The following is a 23,534-nucleotide window of genomic DNA, read 5'->3' as shown; positions in this document are numbered from 1 at the left end:
TAGGAAATACTGATATGGCCCCTATTAGGCTTGTCTATAGAATTTTAAAATGAAATTTTAAATCTCCTCAAAATTATTGACTAAAATACCTATGCTATATTCTTAAGCCAGAGATATGGCCTAAAGGACTATAACTACCTTTTGTAAGAAAAAAGTTTTTTATCATTTTGGTTTTCAATATTTTCAGGGATTGTATTGCTTGCAAAAACTAATCCTAAACATAAATTAACATGAAAAGACGCGAAGCGATGAAGAATGTCGCGCTGATATTTGGTAGTGCTTTATCAGTGTCTACATTGACCGTTTTTCAACAAGGATGTACTCGTTCCAAGGAAGCTGCACCAGGAGTATTTACTCCTGAAGACGCGCAGTTAATGTCAGAAATCGGAGACATCATCATTCCGGATACTCCAGATAGCCCAGGAGCGAAAGCAGCGGGTGTTGGGCCATTTATGGTGACTGTTTTAGAAGACTGTTATTCACAGGAAGACAGGGAAAAAGTATCTGCCTTTTTAGCTCATATTGAAAATGAAAAAGACTTTTCATCCCTTGCTGTTGATGGTCAAGTTGCTACAATAGCCGAAATTGATGCTAAAGTATATGCAAAGGAGAATGATCTAGATGAAAATTTGACCAGAGGATATAAAATTGTAAAAGAATTAACACTTTTTGGATACTTCAGTTCTGAAATTGGTGCAACACAAGCCTTAAGGTATAAGTTGGTACCAGGAAGATATGATGGATGTGTAGACTATCATCCTGGAGACAAAGCTTGGGCCTAAAATAATAAATCATGAATTTAAATATTAAAGCAAATAAAGAGAATACCTACGATGCTATTGTCGTAGGATCAGGAATCAGTGGTGGATGGGCAGCTAAGGAGCTTGCCGAAAAAGGGCTGAAAACATTGGTGCTTGAGCGTGGTAGAAATGTAGAGCATATCAAAGATTATCCTACAACCAACCTTAATCCATGGGAAATGGATCACCACGGGTGGTCTACCAATGAGATGAAGGAAAAGCACCCTATCCAAAGCAGATGTTATGCTTTTGGTGAAGCTACGGAGCATTTTTGGGTGGATGATAACGAAAATCCTTATAATGAGGTTAAGCCATTCAACTGGTTGAGAGGCTACCATGTTGGTGGTAGATCCCTGATGTGGGGAAGACAGTGTTATAGACTTAGTGATATTGATTTTTCAGCCAATGCCAAAGATGGTTTTGGGGTAGATTGGCCAGTTAGGTATAAGGAGCTTGCTCCTTGGTATGAATATGTGGAGAAGTTTGCCGGGATTTCCGGTCAGGCTGAAGGGCTTCCACAGCTTCCCGATAGCCATTTCCTTCCAGCAATGGAGATGAACTGCGTGGAGAAGCATGTGGCGCAAAGAGTAAAGGAAAAATTTGATGATAGGATCATCACCATTGGTAGGGCAGCTCATGTTACCCAGCCACATAATGGACGTGGGCCTTGTCAATATAGAAATATGTGTGCCAGAGGCTGTCCTTTTGGAGGGTACTTTAGCAGTAACTCTGCGACCTTGCCAGCAGCGATGAAGACAGGCAATATGACCCTGAGACCTTTCTCTATTGTTACTGAGGTGCTATACGATAAAGAGTCAGGAAAAGCTACTGGTGTTAGAATCATGGATGCCGAAACCAAGGAGTATGTGGAATATTATGCCAAAATCATTTTCCTAAATGCTTCTACATTGGGTACCAGCTGGGTATTGTTAAACTCTGTTTCCGATGCGTTCCCGAATGGGCTAGGAAACGGTAGTGAGCAAGTAGGACACAACCTAATGGATCACCACTTTGGAGTGGGCGCATCGGGTAAGTTTGATGGTTTTAATGATAAATATTTCTATGGCCGTCGACCAAATGGTATTTATGTACCAAGATTCCGAAACATCAGTGATTCTACTATGAGAGATGATTATGTTCGAGGATTTGGATATCAAGGAGGAGCAAGTAGAGGGAGAGGTAATGGAGGCCCTGAAGGTATCGGAGCAGACTTTAAGATGTCCAAGACTGAGCCTAGAGATGAGTGGAGCTTTGGAATAGGTTCTTGGGGTGAGCATTTACCGTATTATGAAAACAAGGTTACACTCAATCATGATAAATTGGATGCTAATGGTTTACCAACCTTGGATATTGATTGTGAATTCAAGGATAATGAAAAAGCCATGAGAAAGGATATGCGCCAAAGTGCCATTGATATTCTAGAGGCTGCTGGTGCCAGAGATATTAATTCCTATGATAGTACTCCTCCTCCTGGGCACTGTATCCATGAGATGGGCACTGCGAGAATGGGTAGAGACCCAAAGACTTCAGTATTGAATGGATTTAATCAAATGCACGAAGTTCCAAACGTATTTATCACTGATGGTTCTTTTATGACATCTTCTGCATGTCAAAATCCATCTTTGACTTATATGGCATTTACTGCTAGAGCAGCTGATCATGCGGTTAAGGAACTGAAAAAACAAAATCTATAATTTATTATAGAAGCCGGTTTGAGCCGGCTTTTTGCTTTTCCCACCATAGGTGTTAATGATGGGGTTTACTCCTGATATTAAATGAAAGTAGATGAATTTAAATATTAAAGCCAAAAAGGAGCATACTTACGATGCTATCGTAATTGGCTCAGGTATTAGTGGTGGTTGGGCTGCCAAAGAACTGAGTGAAAAGGGCTTAAAAACCTTGGTCTTGGAAAGGGGGAGAAATGTGGAGCATATCAAGGATTACCCTACCACCAATATGAATCCATGGGAATTTGATCATGGAGGGAGAACCACTCATGAGATGAGAGAAAAGCACCCCATCCAAAGTAAATGTTATGCTTTTGACGAGACTACAGCGCATTTTTGGGTGGATGACAATGAAAATCCCTACAATCAGGTCAAACCATTTAACTGGATCAGAGGATATCAGGTTGGAGGTCGTTCTTTAATGTGGGGCCGGCAGTGTTACCGGTTGAGTGATATAGATTTTAGCGCCAATTTGAAGGATGGACATGGTGTGGATTGGCCGGTAAGGTATAATGATATTGCTCCCTGGTACAGTTATGTGGAAAAGTTTGCGGGAATTTCAGGTCAGGCTGAAGGGCTCCCACAACTACCAGATAGTGATTTTCTACAGGCCATGGAAATGAACTGCGTAGAAAAACATGTAGCTGCACGTATTAAGGGGCAATTTTCGGACAGAATCATGACCATTGGTCGCTCATCAAATATTACCGAAGCCCATAATGGTCGTGGTCCTTGCCAGTACAGAAGTTTGTGCACAAGAGGATGCCCTTTTACAGGGTATTTTAGTAGTAATGGAGTGACTTTACCTGCCGCTATGATGACTGGAAATATGACCCTGAGGCCATTCTCTATCGTGACGGAGGTCCTATATGATAAGGAGTCAGGCAAGGCCAATGGTGTAAGGATCATGGATGCCGAAACCAAGGAATATATAGAATATTATGCAAAGATTATATTCTTGAATGCATCGACTTTGGGAACAAGCTGGATTTTACTGAACTCTATCTCAGAAGCCTTCCCTAATGGCTTAGGTAATGGAAGTGAACAGGTAGGACATAACCTAATGGACCATCATTATGGGGTAGGTGCATCTGGAAAGATTGAAGGGTTTGAAGATAAAACAACCTATGGTAGAAGGCCAAACGGTATCTATATCCCAAGATTCAGAAATATCAACGAGGCTACTAAAATGGATGCCTTTGTTCGTGGATATGGTTATCAGGGAGGAGCAAGTAGAGGCCGTGGAGAAGTTGGGGCTGAAGGAATAGGAGCTGATTTTAAAATATCCAAAACTGTGGCATCAGCCAATTGGGGGATGGGGATTCAGGCCTTTGGTGAGATGCTTCCAAATTATGATAATAAGGTTAGCCTTAACCATGATAAGTTGGATCCCAATGGATTGCCGACCTTGGATATTGACTGTGAATTTGGAGAGAATGAAAAAGCCATGCGTAAAGATATGGCGGACAGTGCAAAGGAAATGCTGGAAGCTGCTGGTGCAATGAATATAAACTCATATGATAATGCCCCGCCTCCGGGTCATTGTATTCATGAGATGGGAACGGCAAGAATGGGTAGAGATCCAAAGACTTCAGTATTGAATGGATTTAACCAGATGCATGAAGTTCCAAATGTGTTTATTACAGATGGTTCTTTTATGACTTCTTCTGCTTGTCAAAACCCTTCATTGACCTATATGGCCTTTACTGCAAGAGCTGTTGACTATGCTGTGAAGGAGTTAAACAAATAGTATATCTAATCTTGATTAAGTTGAATCAAGATTATCGTTCTATCCATGTTGATATCTCCTGAAAATAAATAAAGTGATTAGATAGGATCGTAAATGGGGCTTATTACATGATTACATGTATTTACTAGTATAACTTAAGTAATTAGTTTTGTCTTAATTATTTGCGGTTGTTTGACAAGTCCCCTGTTTGGAAGGTTCTGATCAGGGGATTTTTTTTATAGTTCTATTTCCTTAATTTGATGGGAAATAGTTTCCTTTCTATCGTGAAAAAACTCAGGTGGTTCGTATTCGCCCTTTTCTCCCTATTGATAGGAGTGTATCCTCTTGTTTATATTTTTATGAATGATAGGGATATAGGTTTTTTAGGAACCAAAAGTTTGGTGTTGCTAAATAGTTTTGCTTGGAACTTAGGTTTTTATGTTCATATAGTTTTTGCAGGGATAGCTTTACTGATCGGTTGGGTTCAGTTTAGCACAAAAATTAGAAATCAGCATATAAAAATTCATAGGACGATTGGGCGGTTTTATGTGATTTGTGGCCTGCTTGGAGCTTTAGCGGGCTTTTATTTGGGCTTTTATGCTACTGGTACCTGGTTGACCAAAATGGGTTTCATAATTTTAGGCTTATGTTGGTTCTCAAGTACTTTTGCAGCCTATTTTTATATTTTGAGAAAAGAGATCATCCGTCATCAAAAGATGATGATCTATAGTTATGCCCTTTGTTGGGCCGCGGTAACCTTAAGGATTTATTTACCCTTTTTAAACATGATTTTCCCTGAATTCATTACAGCCTATACTATTGTGGCTTGGTTATGCTGGGTGCCCAATATGGCCTTAGCTTGGTGGATTAATCATCGCATCATTCAGAAAGTAAGTGATCCAATATTATAGTTTGATTTGTTGTATCATTTTGAATTTGAAAGGAATCGATATAACTTAATGTTTTAGTTTTTGATTAATTCTGTACTATGAAAAATCTTTTTGTTGCATTAGGTCTTTTGTTAGCTCTTAATTCCTGCATGAAAGTTCGCTATGAGTCAAAAAAATCCTTTGATGAGGTAATTGTTTCTTCTGTAGATGAAGGGGAAATGCATGGAGCTTTTCAAACAGAGGATGAAAATTTAAATAACCAAAGTACGCTGGCATCAGTCGCCCTTCATGATCCTGATGCAGAGGTTCGAAAAATTGCTGTTGGCAAATTGAAAACACAGTCTACTTTGTCTTCTGTTGTTCTCCATGATCCAGATGCTGAAGTTAGAAAATTGGCAGTAGAGCGTTTGGAATAGAGATTAAATTATCTTTTAGTGGCCGATAGCATGCGGTCTTTTCCTTGTAGATCTTTGTGAATGGTAACATCTAAATAGCCCATGGTTTTTATTAGCTTAATCATTTCCTTTCCTAGGGCCTCGTTGATTTCAAAATAAAGCTTGCCTTCAGGCTTGAGTGCATTTAAACCCTTTTGGGCAATTGTTCTATAGAAAACCAGTGGATCGTCATCCGTGACAAATAAAGCCAAATCAGGTTCATGGTCCAGAACATTGCTACGCATCCATGTTTTTTCCAGCATTCGCACATAGGGAGGGTTGCTGACCAAAATATCCAGCTCCTCCAGAGGTATTTCTTCCTTTAAAATGTCGGTTTTGTGGAAGTTTATTTTTGCATGAAGTTGTGTTGCATTTGCTTTGGCAATTTCCAGTGCTTCATTACTAATGTCTAAAGCATGGGTCTCAGGTTGCTGCATTTCCAGAAAAAGTGAAATGGGAATACAACCAGAACCTGTCCCAATATCCAATATCCTTAAATTAGGCTGTTGGTTTTCCTGAATGATAAGGTGAACCAGTTCCTCGGTTTCATTTCTGGGAATTAACACCGCAGGGGAAACCTTAAAATCACGCCCATAAAAGGGAGCATGGCCCAATATATACTGGATTGGTTTTCCAGATTCCAATTCCTTCAGGGCCAAATTAAGAGATTCAGGTACTTCAGAAATTTCTATATTTCTAATAATGTCTGCCCGGCTAATTCTAAGAAAATGCTCAAAGAGCCAAAATACTAATTGTTGAGCCTCAGGATCTGGGTAAATACTTAGAATTTTGGAATGGAAAGAATTGTAAAGTTGCCTGGCAGCGTTCATGGTTTAATTTGCTTTGGGCAAAGGTAAAAGTTTTTAGCAAGAAATAGATTTGGATATAAGATGAGAAAAGGAAAAAGACAGGATTAACCCTGTCTTAATTATTACCATTTTCCTCTCTTTTTTCCTTTTTTATGATATTTGGGGTGATGGCCATTATGGTTTTTCAAATGTCCAGAAGGGACTTTTTTATAACTCTTTTTGAAGTAATGTCCATGATGATGGTCATATACTACGCAGGAACTGGTGACCATTGAAACAAGAAAGAATAGAACCAGTGAAAATCCGATATGTTTGATAAATTTTTTCATGCTTCTCAAAAATCAATAATCAGACCAACATTGAAAACGTTGTTGTTAATTGCTGTTTTTGAGAGTTACATTACCATTTTATGGCTGATCATTTATTTTTAAATTCATCTTTGAGCATCACATATTGATAGATGTCTCCTACTTTATTATTTTTAATAAAGGCATTTTTTAAAATGGCCTCCTCTTGAAACCCAGCCTTTTGGATGACACGCAAGCACGGGATGTTAAAATCAAAAACTGTGGCAAATACTCTATAGACAGGAAATTTTTCAAACAAGTGATTGACGAAAAGCTTTGTGGCTTCAGTAGCAATTCCCTGTCCCCAATATGCTTGGCCTATCCAGAAGCCGATTTCCATATTGGTTCGCAATTCATCCTTTCCTTTTTCTGCACCAATAGAGCCTACCAATTCGCCATTTTTTTCAATAGCAAAATTTTGTGGAGGATTGAATTTTATATTGTGTTCTATCCATGCACGAGCATCATGAATGGTGTAGGGCTGTGGAAAACTATCCTTTAAATTATTGGCAATAGCTGGGTTGTTGGCCATGGGATACAGTTTGTGGAAGTGCTGTCCGCCCCAGGATACTAGTGCTACGCCCTTGTCTCCTTGAATTTTCATATGAGGTAGATAATAGATTATGTAGTGTTCAGAATAATCGGAATACACTACATATATCATACCCAAAATGATCCTAGAGGACGAAAATCATGTAGAGAGGAGAAAATAATGATTAGCGGTGAAAAAAAAGTATGCTAAAGAAAAAGGCATGGAGATCAATCCTCCATGCCACTGTTTTTAAGCCTTTCAGCATTTTCTGCAAATCGCAGCGCACTGATGAACTCTTCAATATTTCCTTCCACCACATCGGGAAGATTGTAAACGGTTTTGTTGATCCTGTGATCAGTAACTCGGCTTTGTGGGTAGTTATAGGTTCTGATCTTATCAGAGCGGTCACCACTTCCTACCATTGATTTTCTCTGCGCACCAACAGCCTCATTGTGTTTGGCCAACTCAATTTCATATATTCTAGAGCGCAGTACCTTTAGGGCCTTTTCGAAGTTTTTGATCTGGGATTTCTGATCCTGACAAGTTACTACTATTCCAGTTGGTTCGTGTGTCAGTCTAACTGCAGAATACGTGGTGTTTACAGACTGCCCTCCAGGTCCTGAAGAACAATAAGTATCCTTACGTACGTCATTCATGTCTATCTGCACATCTACATCTTCCATTTCAGGTAGAACAGCAACTGTAGCAGCGGATGTATGTACCCTGCCTTGTGTCTCAGTGGCTGGAACCCTTTGTACACGGTGAACGCCCGATTCATATTTGAGCATTCCATAAACGTCTGCTCCGGAAACGGTACTGATAATTTCCTTATAACCTCCCGCTGAGCCAAAGGTCAAATCGAGAATGGTCAGGTTCCAGTTTTGCTTTTCTGCAAATCGTTGGTACATTCTGAAAAGGTCACCAGCAAAAATTGCTGCTTCATCCCCTCCTGTACCACTCCTGATCTCAAGGATACAGTCTTTAGAGTCATTGGGATCTTTAGGGATAAGCATCTGCTTAAGGTCCTTTTCCAATACTACCTGTCTGTCTTTTAATTCATCAAGTTCGGCCTTGGCCATGTCTCTGAAATCAGGATCTTTTTCATTTTCCAGGATTTCCTTAGAACTATCTATATTCTCCAGCACCAATTTATACTCGTCATAAACTGCTACTATTTTTTCCAGGTCCTTATATTCTTTGGTGAGCTTAGTGTATTTGCTCATATCCGCCATAGCATCGGGCTGGATGATCAGCTGTCCAACTTCCTCAAAACGGTCTTTTATGTGCTCTAACTTATCAAGCATAATTTCAATTTCTTTTCAAGCATCAAAATTAAGAAAATAAGTGGGATTCTGGTATCTATAATCAGCTATCTCTAAATCTCAACAACTCGGCTTTTGTTTCATTTAGCAGGCTTAGATTTAAATGCAGGAAAAAATCAATTAACTTTATCTACAAATTAGCTGAAAGATGAAGAGACTTTTGATAATTGCTTTATGTGCATGGGGCTTCTTGGCCTGTAATTCTGAAAAACATGTGGACAAGCAGGTTTTGGAAGAAGTTAACCAATCCATGGAGATCAAAAAGGTAAGTGATGTGGATATTATCAATAAGGCCATGGAATGGGGTGGTGAGATCAGTGCAGCTGCTCAAGAAGAACTGATGACTAAATTGACTACTGCTTTAGAAGAAAAGGGAGCAGCTGAAGCAGTGGCATTCTGTAATGTGGAGGCACTTTCAAGCCTTAAAAAAGTAAGTGGTGAATACGGTGTAGAAATTAGGCGAGTATCCCATGATTACAGAAATCCTTCAGATCAGCCCGATGAAATGGAGGAAATGCTTTTGCAGGCTTATGAATACAATGAAGAAAACAATATAGAGAGTAAACCCAATGTGCAGGAATTGCCAGGAGGTGAAGTGCTGCTTTATACCAAGGCTATAAAGATTCCTGGTAAGCTCTGCTTGAACTGTCATGGGGAACCTGGCAAAGACATCACAGAGGAAACAATGTCCAAGTTGGATGAACTGTATCCTGAGGATAAGGCCAAAGGTCATAAAGTAGGTGATCTGAGGGGAATGTGGAGCATTTCCATCCCCAAAAAAGAAGTGGTCAAGAAGCTGTAATCCCTGTTTTTTTAGATCATTTCCCCAATCCAAAAAGGTTTAATTGAGTTAAAGGTCACTGTGCCTTCTTCTGTTTCAATAAAGGTGGCATGGCTGATTTTGAGCAAATGGCTTTCATTGGCGGTTTTTATCTCTACTATACTTCCTTCTGGAGCATGAATTTGTAATGAGCTTTCGGGGAACCACTTTTTAAAGGATTTTTCCCTCACAGGAAAATACCTGATGGGGCCGTCAAAGATCACAATATTTAGAAAATCCAGCTTTTCCTCCAAGTTGAAAGCTTCTAGATGATCAAAGCCAATGATATTTACTGCAGAATGTTTAGAGGCGATTAAATATTGTAATCCCTCATTGAGAAAATCGCTGTTTTTGACGGTTAGGAATTGGATGGGGTACTGTTCTTCCAGCAGGTTCAGGTTTTCTCTTTGGAACTCTGAGGAAGCTAAAATGATGTCGATTTTGATTCCCCAAGAAATGACCGTTTCGATAGCGTCTTGGGCAACTACTACGGTCGGGACCCATTCCAGTAAAGAGGATAATTGGGCGAAATTATAGCCTTTTGTATCCAGTATCATTAAGGCGGGTTCTTGCTGCTCTTTAACAAAGTGGTGCGAGGACATGTTATCTAATTGTGGAGGTTAATGAAGCTCGAAGTAATTGTTTAATATGAGGCTAAAATAGGAAATTATTATAGCAATTTAGTTTTTGATTGCTTTGGCTTGGAGATTGAAGTCAGCTATGGATTTAGTTGTTTGAAAATGGCCTAATTAAGTCAGGTCTTGATTTGAGTAAACTATAATCTTGGAATTAATGGCTTTTAATGGTGAAGCCATTTTGCGAAATAATCAATAAACTGGTAGTTTTTTTTTACTTTTAGGGCGTTAAAAACACCTTTAATAAAAACCATTGATACTGAGGAAGTATTTATATTTCTGATGCATACAAAGACCACAATTACCATGAAATTAGCAAAGCCATTTAACTTCAAAAAGTGGATTGATGATAATAGACATCTTTTAAAACCACCAATCGGTAATCAGCAAGTTTATACAGGCAATGAGGATTTTATTGTGATGGTAGTGGGCGGTCCAAATTCCCGTAAAGATTATCACTACAATGAAGGAGAAGAGTTTTTTTATCAGTTGGAAGGGGATATTGTCCTGAAAGTGATAGAGGATGGTGAGCCAAAGGATATCCACATCAAAGAGGGTGAGATTTTTCTTTTGCCTCCAAAAGTTCCACATAGTCCAAGAAGGCCTGCCAATACTATAGGCTTAGTGTTTGAGCGTTACAGAAGGGAAGGTGAAAAGGACGGTTTTATCTGGCATTGTGAAAATTGCGGAAATAAACTTTATGAAGAATACCATGAAGTAACCGATATCGTTAACCAGTTGCCTCCTATCATGGAGAGATTCTGGAGCAATCCAGAGAATACCACTTGTTCACGGTGTGGAACTAAGATGGAAAAATAGGCTGTGGGTACATTTACTTCGCAGCCAATAACACGAAATTTTGATCAAAAGCATGATTTCTTACGAATACAGCCTTGATTTTGCCAGAAAGATGGATGCTGAGGATCCCTTAAAGGATTTTCAATCTCAATTTCTTTTTCCAAAAATTGATGGACGATCAGCTATTTATTTTTGTGGAAACTCACTGGGTTTGCAGCCAAAAGCAGTAGAAGAGTATGTGCAGAAAGAACTTCATGCTTGGGCGGACAAGGCAGTAGATGGACATTTTGATGGAGAGCAACCTTGGTTTTCAGTACATACTCGAGCAAAAAAGGCTTTGTCCCATATTGTAGGGGCCAAGGAACATGAGGTGGTGGTGATGAACAGCCTGACCAGCAATCTTCATGCTTTAATGGTTTCTTTTTATCGTCCGGAAGGAAAGAGGTTTAAAATACTGACAGAGGCTGGAGCTTTCCCATCTGATATGTACATGTTGGAGAGCCAAGTGAAGTTTCACGGTTATTCTCCTGATGAGGCCATCATAGAAGTATCGCCTAGAGTTGGTGAGCATACACTCAGAACTGAGGATATCCTGAATACTATTTCAGAACATGCGGACGAGCTAGCTTTGGTGATGATGGCAGGCCTGCAATATTATACCGGTCAGGTGTTTGACATGAAGCAAATAACCGAAGCAGGTCATGGGGTTGGGGCTTTGGTAGGCTTTGACCTAGCGCATGCTGTTGGGAATTATCCCTTGGTCTTGCATGAATGGAAGGTGGATTTTGCAGCTTGGTGCAGTTATAAGTACTTGAATTCCGGGCCTGGAAATGTGGCAGGAATCTACGTCCATGAAAAATATGCAGATAATAGGGAATTGAATCGTTTTGCAGGATGGTGGGGACATGATGAAAAGGAGCGGTTTATGATGGAAAAAGGTTTCAAGCCCATGTATGGTGCGGATGGCTGGCAGACTTCCAATGGAAACGTGTTGGGGATGGCCGCCCATCAAGCTTCTTTGGATGTTTTTGAGAAAGCGGGAATGGGCAGGCTGAGGACAAAGAGTGTCTTATTGACCGGCTATTTGGAATTCTTGATTCGCAAAATTAGCGGTGAAACTGGAGTTTTGGAAATCATTACCCCAGAAGACCCTGAAGCTAGAGGCTGTCAGTTGTCTCTTTTGATCCATAAAGGAGGAAAGGCTGTTTTTGATGAGTTTTATAGAAATGGAATTGTGGGAGATTGGAGAAATCCGAATGTGATTAGACTAGCTCCAGCACCATTATACAACAGCTTTGAGGATGTTTTTCTCTTTGCGCAGATATTGGAACGATCTTTAGCAAAATTTGCTTAAGATAAATAAATATTAGACCTATTTAATTAACCTATTAAACTGATTTTGAACCGATGAGGAATAATAATGTAAGCATTATTGGAGCTGGATTGATTGGTTCTCTTTTGGGAATTTACCTGAGAAAAAAAGGACTGGAAGTTGGCTTGTATGAAAAGCGTTCTGATCTCAGGGATAAAAAGAATGTTCCCGAAGGGAGGTCCATCAACATGGCTTTGAGTGACCGTGGCTGGAAAGCCTTGGATAGAATTGGCCTACGGAAAAAAGTGGCTCCTATGGCTTTGCCCATGTATGGGAGGAGTATCCATGATGAACATGGTGAGACATCCTTTTTGCCTTATGGAAAGGAAAACCAAGCAATATATTCTATTTCGAGAAGAGACTTCAATGAGCTGCTGATCAACGAAGCAGAAAAAGAAGGGGTGAGTATATATTTTGATCATCTCTGTGAAGAAATTGATATTTCTAAAACATCTTTGAGCTTTTCCTATGCAGACGGGCAAAAGTTTGTGAAAGAATCCGATGTGATCATTGGGGCAGATGGAGCGTATTCTTCCTTGCGGGATGCCATGCAGAAGCAGACCAGATTGAATTATAAGCAAGAATATATTTCTCACGGATATAAGGAGTTGACCATTCCGGCCACGGCGGAAGGCGAATTTGCTATGGATCCGACTGCCTTGCATATTTGGCCGAGAGGTATGTTTATGCTTATTGCTTTGCCAAATCCGGACAAATCATTTACCTGTACTTTATTTTTGCCTTTTGAAGGTGAAAAAGTATGTTTTGATAAAATCAACGATAAGAGTGATCTGGAAAGTGTTTTCAGGACTTTCTTTAATGATGCCTTTGAATTGATGCCGAATTTGTCTGATGAGTTTTTCAATAATCCTACAAGTTCACTGATCAATGTGGAATGCTTCCCATGGCAAAAAAATAAATCCTTATTGATTGGGGATGCCTGCCATGCTATGGTTCCATTCTTTGGACAGGGAATGAATTGTGGATTTGAAGATTGCTTTATACTGGATGAGCTGATAGAGAAATTTGGTACAACTTCTTGGGAATTGGTGTTTGAGAAATTCCAGAAAATCAGAAAGCCCGACACAGATGCCATAAGTCAAATGGCAAGGGATAATTTTGTGGAAATGAGGGACAGTGTGGCCAATCCTAAGTTTATTATTCGCAAGAAAATAGAGGCAAAACTCCATGAACTATATCCACAAGAATGGGTGCCCCTGTACACTATGGTGACTTTCTCAGATATGAAGTATGCTGACGCTTATGCACAAGGCCAGCTCCAAAATGAAATTATGGATAAGGTAATGAGCGATCCTCGGATCGCCCAGAATTACCATAATATCAATTATGAGGAAATTATAAATCTGGTGGAGACAGCTAGAATGGTATAATAAAAAGTCCCGGTGATCACCGGGACTTTTTATTAACGATATCTATTTTTTTTATTTATCTGGGCATCCATGGAGATTTTTCCAGGGCCTGTAAAAAGCAATACAACAAATATCACTAGGAATAGCAGGGCTTTTTCTTTTCCTCCAAAGGGGTCATCTGCATGTACTATAAATGCTGCGGTCATCATAGTGATAATCAAAGGGATCAATACCCATCTGCTCATAAAGCCAAGTGCCAATAGGATCGCGCAGAAAAACTCCGCAAAAATAGCCAGCTGTAAAGAAACCGCTGGGCCTAATCCAATAGGATCTGAAAATTTGGTCAGGTACTCGCTGAAATTGGCGATTTTAGACCAGCCATGAGTCATCATCATACCTGCAGCACTCAACCTAAGGATCAAAAGCGCAAAATTCTGCGAAAATGGACGATGTGAGAAAAGTAATTTTTTCATTATAAAAAGCTGATTTTATTGTGCTTATAATATCAACGCTTATTCAATTAAACTATTGGACAATATCCAGAAGTATAATGTTAAGGTAAAATCTTTTTGGGAAGAAACCATTATAGGCTTATGTCCATAATGAATCAGGATAATCTCCTTGCTCATGTAGATCCTGAAGCGCCTTTACCACCACAGGTTTGTCATCAGGATAAGTGACTCCAAACCATGTTTTGCCTCCTTCCAGAATGGCGATGTTGGCTTTCTTTTTCTCTATTAAAGCATTGGCTACAGTAGGGATATAGAATTCGGATTTGATATTGTCCTTGTTTTCGGCCAAGAAATTTCTCCAAAGGTCTTCTGTTTCTTCAAAGAATGAAGGATGGAATCCCCAGCAGTTCATAGAAACAGGAGTATCAGTAGGTATTTCAATTTCTTGATCGTTTTCACGACTAAGGATTCGATCACCTTCCTGTGCGATGGCTGTCCTTTCTGTCATTCCCATCAATTGCATATGACCATTGGTCGCGCAGACTCCGCGACTGACAGTGCCATTGTCAGAAAGTACGTTTTGAATCGCATAACCGACCATGCAGTGTAAGTCCTCTTTTACCCCATTTTGAAGAAATTCTCCCAAGACCTGAAAGGCCTCTTTCCCATAAAAATCATCTGCATTAATTACAGCAAAAGGTTCCTTAATAGCATCCTTTGCACACAATACTGCATGACCTGTGCCGTAGGGCTTTTTTCTTTCGGGATTTCTATATTCCAAAGGAACCATGCTCTCCAGGGATTGAACAACAAATTCGACTTTGATTTTCCCTTCTAGCTTGGGCAAGAAAATTTCTTTGACCAATTCCAGAATTTCTTTACGGACTATAAAGACAACTTTCCCAAAGCCTGCCCTGATTGCGTCATATATTGAGTATTCTATTATCGTTTCTCCTTTTGGGCCAAAGCCATCTATTTGCTTATTCCCTCCATATCGGCTACCTATCCCTGCAGCTAGAATCAAAAGTGTTGGTTTATTCATGAAATTGAAAGTTTCTTGATAGTCTGGTTTGTTTTGGTGCCTAAAATTAAGACAATCTTTTAAAGTGACCATGTGGGCAGTCAAAAATTAGACCGATTTCCAAAAAATGCTAAAAACCACCCGTTTGTTGTCAAATCTCACTGTTTTCTTCCTTTTTGGTTTGTTAAATACCCGACGAAATGAGTTTTTGTTAAAAAAAATGAAAAATATGGGTTAAAAATTAATCTGTATTATTAGATTTGCATGCAATTCAGTTAAAAAATGGTTTAAATATAACCGAGTAGTTTGTCAGTATAATAAAATGAAAAAAGTAGAAGCGATTATTAGAACATCTCGATTTGAGGTGATTCACAAATGTATTGCTGCCTTAGGAGTAAAATTCCTTACTTTTTATGAAGTTAAGGGTATGGGTCTTGAGCACGCAAAGATTGAAAAGTATAGGGGGGTGGCTTATGAGCCAGCTTTTATTCCTAGAACCAAGTTGGAAATTGTCGTTACAGAGGATCTGGTAGATTCAGTCATCAAATGTATCCTGAAAGAAGGCCGTACAGGTGAGATCGGAGATGGTAAAATCTTCGTTACCGATGTGCTTGAAGCCTATAGGGTAAGAAATGAGGATAAAGGTGCGGATGCACTATAATTCCTCAACTATTAATCTATCACCTTTCAAATCCTAATCAATAATTTCCCTTTCTAATGAACCAAGAATTATTTACCATCAATAATGTGTGGATGATGGTGGCCACTATCCTAGTATTCATCATGCACCTTGGCTTTGCTTCCCTTGAGGCTGGACTTACAAGAGCCAAAAACACCATTAATATCTTATTTAAAAATACCATTATTCCGGCCATGGGTTTGTTGACCTATGCATTTATTGGCTTCGACCTGATGTATCCGGGAGAAGCTTTTGCAGGAGGTTTCTTTGGCTTGAGTGGCTTGGGTTTAAGCCTTCCTGAAGGATGGGATACTTATGCCTATAGCGAAGGTTATACGTTCTTCACTGATTTTATTTTCCAAGCCATGTTTGCAGCTACTGCAGCTACTATTGTGTCGGGAGCTGTTGCAGAAAGAATCAAATTGGGGCCATTTATCATATTCTCCACACTTTATGTAGCTATTTGTTACCCAATCGTTGGGATGTGGAAATGGGGCGGAGGATTTTTGGATACCCTAAGTACTCCTTTTTATGATTTTGCGGGTTCTACGATCGTCCATTCTGTAGGTGGTTGGGGAGCCTTAGTTGGAGCTTATCTATTGGGGCCAAGAATTGGGAAATATACTGAAAGAGGTATGAATGCGATCCCTGGACACAATATTCCAATGGCTGTAATCGGTGTGTTTTTACTTTGGTTCGGATGGTTTGGATTCAACGGTGGTTCGGTTTTGAGTGCAGACCCAGGAACTGTGTCTAAAGTGTTTGTGACTACTTCTATCGCTGGTGCCGCTGGTGCTTTTGGTGCATTAATTTTCTCTTATTTGAAATTCAAGTCTTACGATATCACTATGGTACTCAATGGAGTATTGGCTGGATTGGTGGGGATTACTGCCGGTGCGGATTTAATGTCTGTCGGTGAGTCTGCCATCATCGGATTCGTAGGCGGAGCTTTGGTAGTATTTGGAGTTGTTTTCTTTGACAAAGTAAAAGTAGATGATCCTGTTGGTGCGATTTCAGTACATTTGGTAGGCGGTATTTGGGGTACCCTAGCAGTAGGTATTTTTGGTGACCTTGCTGGTTTCTCTCAATTGATGTCTCAATTAATCGGTGTGGCTGCTGTTGGTGTGTTCTGTATAGTATTTAGCTGGGTATTATTCTATTCTATGAAGAAGACTGTTGGTATACGTGTTCATGAAAGTGAAGAGGTGGAAGGTTTGGATATCAATGAGCATAGCATGAGGGCATATCCTGATTTTGCGACAAAGGAATAAGATAGGAAATAAAAGATTTACCTGACAAATAGAAAGCGCCATCCGATTCAGTGGATGGCGCATTTATTTTTTAATATATGTATATCCGCATTTGAACAAATAATGATTAAGAGCGAATCGAAATGATCGTTTTGACTAAAATATGAACTACTTCGGACTTCATACTTCCGACCACCTGAGCAAAGGACTTAAGCTTACTGTCATCATAGCGGATAATCAGGTTTTAATATGTTTCTTTTCTTATTTGATACTATTGAGATATTTGAAGAATTCGCTATCTGTAGAAAGAATAATGCTGGTATTTTCATCCAAGGACTTCTCAAAGCTTTCCATTGTTCTTAGGAATTTATATAAATCCACTGCCTGTCTGTTTTGGTTGTAAGCTTCGGCATAAATTGCAGTAGCTTCAGCATCTGCCCGACCTTTTATCTCTTCTGCTTCTTTAAAGGCTTCTGATTGGATTTTTGCCAAATCACGCTCTTTATCACCTTGGATCTTTCTGGCTTCACCTTGACCTTCAGAACGGAACTGATCGGCAATCCTATTTCGCTCACTGATCATTCGGTCATACACGCGGTCACGAACTTCATTTACATAATTCATTCGTTTGAATTTAAAATCTAAAATTCTAACACCTAAATCAGCCGTTCTTTCATTGGCCTTAGAAAGGACGATTTCTTCGATTTTTTCTCGGCCAACGGAGATCTCTTCCAGAATTTCCAGTTCCTCCATAAAATCCTCTGTGACTTCTGGGTCCCTGTTGGTGGAGCGGACCACATCCAGTAGATCATGACTGGCAATGGCATTTCTGGTTTCACCATCAAGAATATCATCCAATCTGGACTGGGCAGATCTTTCATCCCTCAATCTGATAAAAAACTGCAGTGGATTGGTGATTTCCCATCTGGCATAGGTGTCCACAAAGATAAATTTCTTGTCTTTGGTAGGGACTTGGTTTCGGTCTCCATCCCATTCCAGGTACCTTTTGTCAAAGAACTGAACCTTGTGTAAAAACGGAATTTTAAAGTTGAGTCCAGGACTGGTGCGCGGTTCACCCACTGGCTTCCCGAATTGGGTAACGATAGCTTGTTGGGTTTCATCCAAGATGAAAATGCTGCCATTTGCTGCAATGATCAACAAAAGACTTATAATGCTGTATATGATGATATTTCTGCTCATTTCTCAGTTCCTCCTTTCCTGTCCAAGTTGAGTAAGGGTAATACATTATTGCCCTTTTCATCCACGATGACCTTGTTGCCTAGTTTCGGCAGGACTTTTTCCATGGTTTCCAGATAAATCCTTTGCTTGGTTACTTCAGGGGCTTTTATATACTCTTTGAAAAGTGAATTGAATCGGTCTGCTTCCCCTTTCGAGCGGTTTACCCTGTTCAGGGCAAAGGCTTCTGCCAGTTCAATGGTTTCCTGCGCCTCACCTCGGGCTCTTGGGATTACCCGGTTATAGTCTGCTTCTGCTTGATTGATTAGGGTTTCCCTTTCTTGCTGAGCTTCGTTGACGGCATTAAAGGAAGGTTTTACAGGGTCCGGTGGATTGACATCCTGCAATACAACCTGATCGATTCGAATGCCATTTTCATATTCATCGCATAATTCTTGAAGTAATTGTTCCACACTGGTGGCTATTTCCTGTCTGCCCACTGTTAGCACTTCATTGACAGTCCTATCGCCTACTACTTTCCTCATGGCTGCTTCAGACATATCACGAAGGGTTTTGTCCGCGTTCCTGACTTTAAAAAGATATTTATAGGAGTCGCTGATACGATATTGGACCACCCATTCGACATCGGTAAGATTCAAGTCTCCAGTGAGCATGGTGGATTCATCGCGGTAGCCGTCCTTTACATAATCTGATCTTTGGCCTGGATTGGAAGTCCTAAATCCAAATTCCTGTTTTAGTTGCCTTTGGACTGGGATTTTGAAAATCTCTTCAATGCCAAAAGGCAAAATGAAATTCAGGCCTGGCTGCACGGTGCGGTTATATTTTCCCATCTGAAGAACTACTCCCTCTTCCTCAGGACCTACAGTGTATATGGCGCTAAATGCCGCATAGAGGAGGATCAGTCCAAAAATGATCTTCCGTAGGTGCTTTTTGATCCAATCGGGGTTGATATTGATCTCAAAATTATTGTTTGCCATAAAGGTAAAATTTGTTTATTCGAAAATTGAAATTTCAAAAAAATATTGGAATAAGCATAGTAAATGGTGAAAAATGCTAAAATGCTAAAGTGAATATTAGGAATAAGCAGAGCCAAATAATGTCCACATAATGCCAATAAATTATGAATAACCTGAATTTCATCTCTGCATAGGGGTTGGTACTAAATACCAAATCTTTGACAGGGTCAAGAATAGTTTGATGAACTTCCCATAAAAGGAATAAGGCAAAGATCAAAAGGCCCATTAAATGAAAGATATGTATTCCTGTGAGCACATATAGGTAACTTCCACTGGGTATACCGCTGAAATTAATTCCCTGATTTTTCAGTTCTTCCCAGCCCCAAAGCTGGAGGCTGGTAAAGGATAATCCCAATAGGAAAATAAACCATAACAGTCTTTCCAATTGCTTTGGCTGATCTTGTTGGTAGAATTTGATCAATTTATGGGTGATAAAACTACTGACAATAAGAACCAGTGTGCTTAGCCAAAAAGGTTTGGGAAGCTTATAAACCTCCAGGGGGCTAGCGTCATAAAAAGAGCTTAGAAATGCGACAGACAAAAAAAGGAAAATAAGACCACTACCCAACATTCCTAGATAAACCAAGGTTTGATATGGATGGAGTCTTTCTACTTTTTTTACCCAGCTATCCTCTGTTTTTGTTTTCATGAGCCAATTTTCGGATGAGACCATCGATTTGTCGTACGTGATTATAACTTAAGTAGCTGTGAATTGGTTGCAACTATTGCTTGGTTTGTAAAAGTGAAAGAATATACAAATTTGCTTGGCGTAGTATATCTTCCCAGGCAGAGAGAAAAGCTAGCTTTTTCCTAACTTGCAGATCGATAGCGTAAAATTGGAATACCACCTTTAAGATATATTCATTTTGGATAAAAAAGCATTTCTTTCCCTGTATAAAGAGGATTCTTATATCAGGACTGTGGCCAGTAGTATTTTCAGTGTTCAGGGTGAAAACTTTCAGTTGAAAGGGCTGACCGGAAGTATGGACATGGTCTTATTGGCAGCAATGGCAGGAATCGGAGACAATTATCATTTGATAGTTGCTCGTGATAAGGAGGAAGCGGCCTATCTTGCTGATGATCTTAAAATGCTGGTGGATGGAATCAAGCCATTATTGTTTCCTTCCTCCTATAAGCGTCCTTATCAATATGACGAGGTGGAAAACGCCAATGTCCTTTTAAGGGCAGAGATTCTCAATAAAATTCTATCAAAGGAGAGTGAGCAGGAGATCGTAGTGACTTATCCAGAAGCCCTCTATGAAAAAGTAATCAATAAGAAGTCCTTAAAAGACAATACTTTTTCTGCTAAGGTGGGTGAAAAAGTGGATACTGAATTTATTGCAGAATTATTGGCCACTTATGATTTTGAGAAAACGGATTTCGTCTATGAGCCTGGGCAGTTTGCCATTCGTGGAGGTATAATTGATGTTTTTTCTTATGCAAATGAGGAGCCATATAGAATAGAGCTGTTTGGCAAGGAAATAGAAAGTATAAGGTCTTTTGATGCTGAGAGCCAGCTTTCAGTGGAGAATTTAGAGCAGATCAGCATCATTCCCAATGTGCAGACCAGGCTGATGCAGGAAGTAAGGCAGTCGTTTTTGGAGTTTATGCCAGAAGGAACCCAGGTTTGGATAAAGGACGTGGAAATGACCATGGATTTGTTGGATCAAGCATTTGATAAAGCCAGTCAAAAATTTGATCAGATAGTGGGGCAAACGGGGAGTGAAAAGCTGATGCTAAAACCTGATGGTTTGTTTGATGATGGGGCGGCTTTTATGAAGTCCATTGCTGGATTTAATAAACTGGAATTTGGCAATCAGTTTCACCTTCCAGAAGCTCAGGTGTTTGAGTTTGATATAAAGCCTCAGCCATCTTTCAATAAGAACTTTGATATGTTGGTGGAGAATCTGGTGGATAATGAGCGGCAAGGATTGGTCAATATCATTTGTTCGGAGAGTGAAAAGCAAGTTGAAAGATTACAAAATATTTTTCAGGAGCTCGATCCTACACTAAAGGTGCAATCCATGCCCATTAGTTTGAGGGAAGGCTTTTTGGATTTTTCCCTTAGGTTGGCCTGTTATACTGATCACCAGATTTTTGAGCGTTTTCACCGATATAAAAGCAATCAAAAGGCCAGTAAAACGAAAGCCCTAACGCTGAAGGAACTTAAGACCTTGCAGCCTGGAGATTATGTGGTGCACGTTGATTATGGGATAGGTCGATTTGCAGGTCTGGAAAAGGTAGAGATCAATGATAACTTGCAGGAGGCAGTGCGACTGGTCTTTAGAGATGATGATTTACTTTATGTGAACATCCATTCCTTGCACAAAATATCAAAATATTCTGGGCAGGAAGGAACCATGCCGAGCATGTCTAAGCTGGGATCACCAGAGTGGGAGAACAAAAAGAAGAAGGTCAAGCGCAAGGTAAGGGATATCGCGAAGGATTTAATAGCACTTTATGCCAAACGCAGAAATGCCCCAGGGTATAAGTTTTCACCTGACAGTGTATTGCAGGTCGAGTTGGAGAGTTCATTTATCTATGAGGATACCCCTGATCAAGCCAGTGCCACAGGTGATGTCAAGGATGACATGGAAAAAGCCTATCCAATGGACAGGTTGGTGTGTGGGGATGTTGGTTTTGGAAAGACTGAAGTGGCCATTCGGGCTGCTTTTAAGGCCATTAATGATCGCAAGCAAGTGGCGGTCTTGGTTCCTACCACTATTTTGGCCATGCAACATTACCAAACCTTTAAAGAAAGGTTGAGGGATTTCCCTGTGAAGGTGGATTATATTAACCGATTCAGGACTGCAAAGCAGGTCAGGGAGATTGCTGAGCAGGTTTCAAGTGGGGAGATTGATGTTTTGGTAGGGACCCACAGGATTGTCAATAAGGACATGAAGTTCAAAGACCTAGGCTTATTGGTTATAGATGAAGAGCAGAAGTTTGGGGTGAAGGTAAAGGATCAGCTCAAGGAACTAAGGGTAAATGTGGATGTGCTAACCCTTACTGCTACACCTATTCCAAGGACACTACACTTCTCCTTGATGGGGGCAAGGGACCTTTCGGTGATAGCTACTCCTCCGCCTAATAGACAGCCTGTGACCACTGAGATCCATGCATTCAAAGAAGAAGTTATTCGTGATGCTGTTTCTCAGGAACTTCAAAGGGGCGGTCAAGTATTCTTTGTGCACAATAGAGTGGGTGAGATTGATTCCATAGCCAATTTAATTATGAGATTGGTCCCAGATGCCAAGGTGGTAGGCGCCCATGGGCAAATGGATGGGAAGCAATTGGAAAAGGTGATGGTGAGTTTTATTGAAGGAGAATATGATGTCTTAGTTTCAACTAATATTATCGAATCAGGTCTGGATATTCCAAATGCCAATACTATTATTATCAATAGGGCTCATATGTTTGGCTTGAGTGACCTTCACCAAATGCGTGGCAGGGTTGGAAGGAGCAATAAAAAAGCCTATTGCTATCTGTTGACCACTCCAATGTCAGGTTTAACACCTGAAGCACGAAAAAGGCTACAGACTTTGGAGGAGTTTTCTGATTTGGGAGATGGCTTTAAGGTGGCCATGCGGGACTTGGATATTCGTGGAGCCGGTAATCTTTTGGGGGCAGAACAAAGTGGCTTTATTACAGACTTGGGCTTTGAAATGTATCATAAAATCTTGGATGAAGCAGTTCAGGAGTTGAAGGAAAATGAATTTGCCGCTTTGTTTGAAGTGGACCTTAAGGAGAAAGTAGAAGTGTTGGTACAAGATTGTGTGATCGAAACCGATATGGAGCTTTTGATCCCAGAAGATTATGTGACGAATATTTCCGAACGATTGAGCTTGTACTCGAAATTAGATAATATTAAAACCGAAGAGGAACTGGAAAAATTTGCCAAATCCATTACAGATCGTTTTGGGCCAGTCCCTGAAGTAGTAAGTGCTTTGTTTGAGACTGTGCGATTGAGATGGATGGCCGAGAAACTGGGTTTCGAAAAGTTAGTGCTCAAAAATGGAATGATGAAATGTTATTTTGTTCCATCATCAAGAGAAATTTATTTTAAATCTGAGGTATTTGGGAATATAATTCGGTTTATTCAATCAAAGGGAAGATATTGTAAAATAAAGGAGCATAAAAATCGTTTAATTCTTACGATTAGTGGAGTTCAATCTGTAAATATTGCCAAGCAGTGGTTGGCAGATATGAGGCATTAAATTTTGCTTTTATTATATCTAATACTTTATTTGTTGTGCTTTTTACTATGTTCTTTTATATTTAAGATAAATAGGGAAAATGCGTACGGGATCATTTAAAGTATTGTGAATACTCAT

The 23,534-nt window shown here is 39.9% G+C and carries 22 protein-coding genes; 12 read left to right on the top strand and 10 right to left on the bottom strand.

Annotated features, from left to right (window positions below):
• Positions 1-230: 230 nt before the first annotated feature.
• The 5 genes from KMW37_RS14425 to KMW37_RS14405 all read left to right on the top strand — a co-directional run bounded on the left by KMW37_RS14425 (position 231) and on the right by KMW37_RS14405 (position 5,562).
• Positions 231-782, top strand: a complete 552-nt coding sequence (locus tag KMW37_RS14425; RefSeq protein ID WP_215225345.1) for a gluconate 2-dehydrogenase subunit 3 family protein — start codon at positions 231-233, stop codon at positions 780-782.
• 11 nt (positions 783-793) lie between these two features.
• Positions 794-2,494: a GMC oxidoreductase gene (locus KMW37_RS14420; protein ID WP_215225344.1), complete on the top strand. Its 1,701-nt coding sequence runs from the start codon at positions 794-796 to the stop codon at positions 2,492-2,494.
• Between the two features lie 91 nt (positions 2,495-2,585).
• Positions 2,586-4,277, top strand: a complete 1,692-nt coding sequence (locus tag KMW37_RS14415) for a GMC oxidoreductase (protein ID WP_215225343.1) — start codon at positions 2,586-2,588, stop codon at positions 4,275-4,277.
• A gap of 239 nt (positions 4,278-4,516) precedes the next feature.
• Positions 4,517-5,167, top strand: a complete 651-nt coding sequence (locus KMW37_RS14410; protein ID WP_246581504.1) for a DUF2306 domain-containing protein — start codon at positions 4,517-4,519, stop codon at positions 5,165-5,167.
• A 128-nt stretch (positions 5,168-5,295) separates the two neighbouring features.
• Complete coding sequence (locus tag KMW37_RS14405; RefSeq protein WP_215225342.1) at positions 5,296-5,562, top strand: HEAT repeat domain-containing protein; 267 nt, start codon at positions 5,296-5,298, stop codon at positions 5,560-5,562.
• Positions 5,563-5,570: 8 nt separating this feature from the next.
• Here the strand turns inward: KMW37_RS14405 and prmC are convergent, their stop codons facing one another.
• The 4 genes from prmC to prfA all read right to left on the bottom strand — a co-directional run bounded on the left by prmC (position 5,571) and on the right by prfA (position 8,572).
• Positions 5,571-6,410 carry a peptide chain release factor N(5)-glutamine methyltransferase gene (gene prmC / locus KMW37_RS14400; protein ID WP_215225341.1) on the bottom strand — a complete coding sequence of 280 codons (840 nt, stop codon included), beginning with the start codon at positions 6,408-6,410 and terminating at the stop codon, positions 5,571-5,573.
• 101 nt (positions 6,411-6,511) lie between these two features.
• Positions 6,512-6,718: a hypothetical protein gene (locus KMW37_RS14395; RefSeq protein WP_215225340.1), complete on the bottom strand. Its 207-nt coding sequence runs from the start codon at positions 6,716-6,718 to the stop codon at positions 6,512-6,514.
• Between the two features lie 88 nt (positions 6,719-6,806).
• A complete protein-coding gene (locus tag KMW37_RS14390) occupies positions 6,807-7,340 on the bottom strand; it encodes a GNAT family N-acetyltransferase (RefSeq protein WP_215225339.1) in 534 nt (177 codons plus the stop codon).
• A 155-nt stretch (positions 7,341-7,495) separates the two neighbouring features.
• Positions 7,496-8,572: a peptide chain release factor 1 gene (gene prfA, locus KMW37_RS14385; protein WP_215225338.1), complete on the bottom strand. Its 1,077-nt coding sequence runs from the start codon at positions 8,570-8,572 to the stop codon at positions 7,496-7,498.
• Positions 8,573-8,738: 166 nt separating this feature from the next.
• On the opposite strand from prfA, the gene KMW37_RS14380 reads away from it, so the two are divergent.
• Positions 8,739-9,392, top strand: coding sequence for a Tll0287-like domain-containing protein (locus KMW37_RS14380; protein ID WP_215225337.1), 654 nt, complete (start codon positions 8,739-8,741; stop codon positions 9,390-9,392).
• Positions 9,393-9,403: 11 nt separating this feature from the next.
• Here KMW37_RS14380 and KMW37_RS14375 read toward each other — a convergent pair whose 3' ends face one another.
• Entirely contained in the window at positions 9,404-9,967 is a 564-nt protein-coding gene (locus tag KMW37_RS14375; RefSeq protein WP_246581503.1) for a thiamine pyrophosphokinase, read from the bottom strand.
• 384 nt (positions 9,968-10,351) lie between these two features.
• On the opposite strand from KMW37_RS14375, the gene KMW37_RS14370 reads away from it, so the two are divergent.
• The 3 genes from KMW37_RS14370 to KMW37_RS14360 are packed head-to-tail and all read left to right on the top strand — an operon-like array spanning position 10,352 to position 13,606.
• Positions 10,352-10,864 (top strand): 3-hydroxyanthranilate 3,4-dioxygenase, encoded by a 513-nt coding sequence (locus KMW37_RS14370; protein ID WP_215225335.1) that lies wholly within the window; start codon positions 10,352-10,354, stop codon positions 10,862-10,864.
• 52 nt (positions 10,865-10,916) lie between these two features.
• Positions 10,917-12,197 carry a kynureninase gene (gene kynU, locus KMW37_RS14365; protein ID WP_215225334.1) on the top strand — a complete coding sequence of 427 codons (1,281 nt, stop codon included), beginning with the start codon at positions 10,917-10,919 and terminating at the stop codon, positions 12,195-12,197.
• A 53-nt stretch (positions 12,198-12,250) separates the two neighbouring features.
• Positions 12,251-13,606: an FAD-dependent oxidoreductase gene (locus KMW37_RS14360; RefSeq protein ID WP_215225333.1), complete on the top strand. Its 1,356-nt coding sequence runs from the start codon at positions 12,251-12,253 to the stop codon at positions 13,604-13,606.
• Positions 13,607-13,638: 32 nt separating this feature from the next.
• On the opposite strand, the gene KMW37_RS14355 is transcribed toward KMW37_RS14360, so the two are convergent.
• On the bottom strand, positions 13,639-14,058 hold the full coding sequence (locus KMW37_RS14355; RefSeq protein WP_215225332.1) for a DoxX family protein: 420 nt from the start codon (positions 14,056-14,058) through the stop codon (positions 13,639-13,641).
• A gap of 118 nt (positions 14,059-14,176) precedes the next feature.
• On the bottom strand, positions 14,177-15,079 hold the full coding sequence (locus KMW37_RS14350; protein ID WP_215225331.1) for a nucleotidyltransferase family protein: 903 nt from the start codon (positions 15,077-15,079) through the stop codon (positions 14,177-14,179).
• A gap of 301 nt (positions 15,080-15,380) precedes the next feature.
• On the opposite strand from KMW37_RS14350, the gene KMW37_RS14345 reads away from it, so the two are divergent.
• On the top strand, positions 15,381-15,719 hold the full coding sequence (locus tag KMW37_RS14345) for a P-II family nitrogen regulator (RefSeq protein ID WP_186755777.1): 339 nt from the start codon (positions 15,381-15,383) through the stop codon (positions 15,717-15,719).
• A gap of 56 nt (positions 15,720-15,775) precedes the next feature.
• On the top strand, positions 15,776-17,008 hold the full coding sequence (locus KMW37_RS14340; protein WP_215225330.1) for an ammonium transporter: 1,233 nt from the start codon (positions 15,776-15,778) through the stop codon (positions 17,006-17,008).
• Between the two features lie 240 nt (positions 17,009-17,248).
• Here the strand turns inward: KMW37_RS14340 and hflC are convergent, their stop codons facing one another.
• The 3 genes from hflC to KMW37_RS14325 all read right to left on the bottom strand — a co-directional run bounded on the left by hflC (position 17,249) and on the right by KMW37_RS14325 (position 19,849).
• Entirely contained in the window at positions 17,249-18,187 is a 939-nt protein-coding gene (hflC, locus tag KMW37_RS14335; protein ID WP_215225329.1) for a protease modulator HflC, read from the bottom strand.
• Entirely contained in the window at positions 18,184-19,161 is a 978-nt protein-coding gene (gene hflK, locus KMW37_RS14330) for an FtsH protease activity modulator HflK (RefSeq protein ID WP_215225328.1), read from the bottom strand. The genes hflC and hflK overlap by 4 nt, the downstream gene beginning before the upstream one ends.
• 76 nt (positions 19,162-19,237) lie before the next feature.
• Positions 19,238-19,849 (bottom strand): cytochrome c oxidase subunit 3, encoded by a 612-nt coding sequence (locus KMW37_RS14325; RefSeq protein ID WP_215225327.1) that lies wholly within the window; start codon positions 19,847-19,849, stop codon positions 19,238-19,240.
• A gap of 217 nt (positions 19,850-20,066) precedes the next feature.
• Here KMW37_RS14325 and mfd point away from each other — a divergent pair, with 217 nt between their 5' ends.
• Positions 20,067-23,417, top strand: coding sequence for a transcription-repair coupling factor (gene mfd / locus KMW37_RS14320; protein ID WP_215225326.1), 3,351 nt, complete (start codon positions 20,067-20,069; stop codon positions 23,415-23,417).
• Positions 23,418-23,534 lie beyond the last annotated feature (117 nt).

It is taken from the genome of Echinicola shivajiensis, assembly GCF_018642165.1.
Taxonomy (GTDB): Bacteria; Bacteroidota; Bacteroidia; order Cytophagales; family Cyclobacteriaceae; genus Echinicola; species Echinicola shivajiensis.
This window is presented reverse-complemented; position numbering and strand designations above follow the sequence as displayed.

Coding starts and splice junctions, on each gene's coding strand:
- KMW37_RS14405 (WP_215225342.1), top strand. CDS start 5,296: ATGAAAGTTCGCTATGAGTCAAAAAAATCCTTTGATGAGGTAATTGTT.
- prfA (WP_215225338.1), bottom strand. CDS start 8,572: ATGCTTGATAAGTTAGAGCACATAAAAGACCGTTTTGAGGAAGTTGGA.
- KMW37_RS14380 (WP_215225337.1), top strand. CDS start 8,739: ATGAAGAGACTTTTGATAATTGCTTTATGTGCATGGGGCTTCTTGGCC.
- KMW37_RS14370 (WP_215225335.1), top strand. CDS start 10,352: ATGAAATTAGCAAAGCCATTTAACTTCAAAAAGTGGATTGATGATAAT.
- KMW37_RS14375 (WP_246581503.1), bottom strand. CDS start 9,967: ATGATACTGGATACAAAAGGCTATAATTTCGCCCAATTATCCTCTTTA.
- KMW37_RS14345 (WP_186755777.1), top strand. CDS start 15,381: ATGAAAAAAGTAGAAGCGATTATTAGAACATCTCGATTTGAGGTGATT.
- KMW37_RS14395 (WP_215225340.1), bottom strand. CDS start 6,718: ATGAAAAAATTTATCAAACATATCGGATTTTCACTGGTTCTATTCTTT.
- KMW37_RS14355 (WP_215225332.1), bottom strand. CDS start 14,058: ATGAAAAAATTACTTTTCTCACATCGTCCATTTTCGCAGAATTTTGCG.
- hflK (WP_215225328.1), bottom strand. CDS start 19,161: ATGGCAAACAATAATTTTGAGATCAATATCAACCCCGATTGGATCAAA.
- KMW37_RS14350 (WP_215225331.1), bottom strand. CDS start 15,079: ATGAATAAACCAACACTTTTGATTCTAGCTGCAGGGATAGGTAGCCGA.
- kynU (WP_215225334.1), top strand. CDS start 10,917: ATGATTTCTTACGAATACAGCCTTGATTTTGCCAGAAAGATGGATGCT.
- KMW37_RS14415 (WP_215225343.1), top strand. CDS start 2,586: ATGAATTTAAATATTAAAGCCAAAAAGGAGCATACTTACGATGCTATC.
- prmC (WP_215225341.1), bottom strand. CDS start 6,410: ATGAACGCTGCCAGGCAACTTTACAATTCTTTCCATTCCAAAATTCTA.
- KMW37_RS14390 (WP_215225339.1), bottom strand. CDS start 7,340: ATGAAAATTCAAGGAGACAAGGGCGTAGCACTAGTATCCTGGGGCGGA.
- KMW37_RS14325 (WP_215225327.1), bottom strand. CDS start 19,849: ATGAAAACAAAAACAGAGGATAGCTGGGTAAAAAAAGTAGAAAGACTC.
- KMW37_RS14425 (WP_215225345.1), top strand. CDS start 231: ATGAAAAGACGCGAAGCGATGAAGAATGTCGCGCTGATATTTGGTAGT.
- KMW37_RS14420 (WP_215225344.1), top strand. CDS start 794: ATGAATTTAAATATTAAAGCAAATAAAGAGAATACCTACGATGCTATT.
- KMW37_RS14360 (WP_215225333.1), top strand. CDS start 12,251: ATGAGGAATAATAATGTAAGCATTATTGGAGCTGGATTGATTGGTTCT.
- KMW37_RS14340 (WP_215225330.1), top strand. CDS start 15,776: ATGAACCAAGAATTATTTACCATCAATAATGTGTGGATGATGGTGGCC.
- hflC (WP_215225329.1), bottom strand. CDS start 18,187: ATGAGCAGAAATATCATCATATACAGCATTATAAGTCTTTTGTTGATC.
- KMW37_RS14410 (WP_246581504.1), top strand. CDS start 4,517: ATGGGAAATAGTTTCCTTTCTATCGTGAAAAAACTCAGGTGGTTCGTA.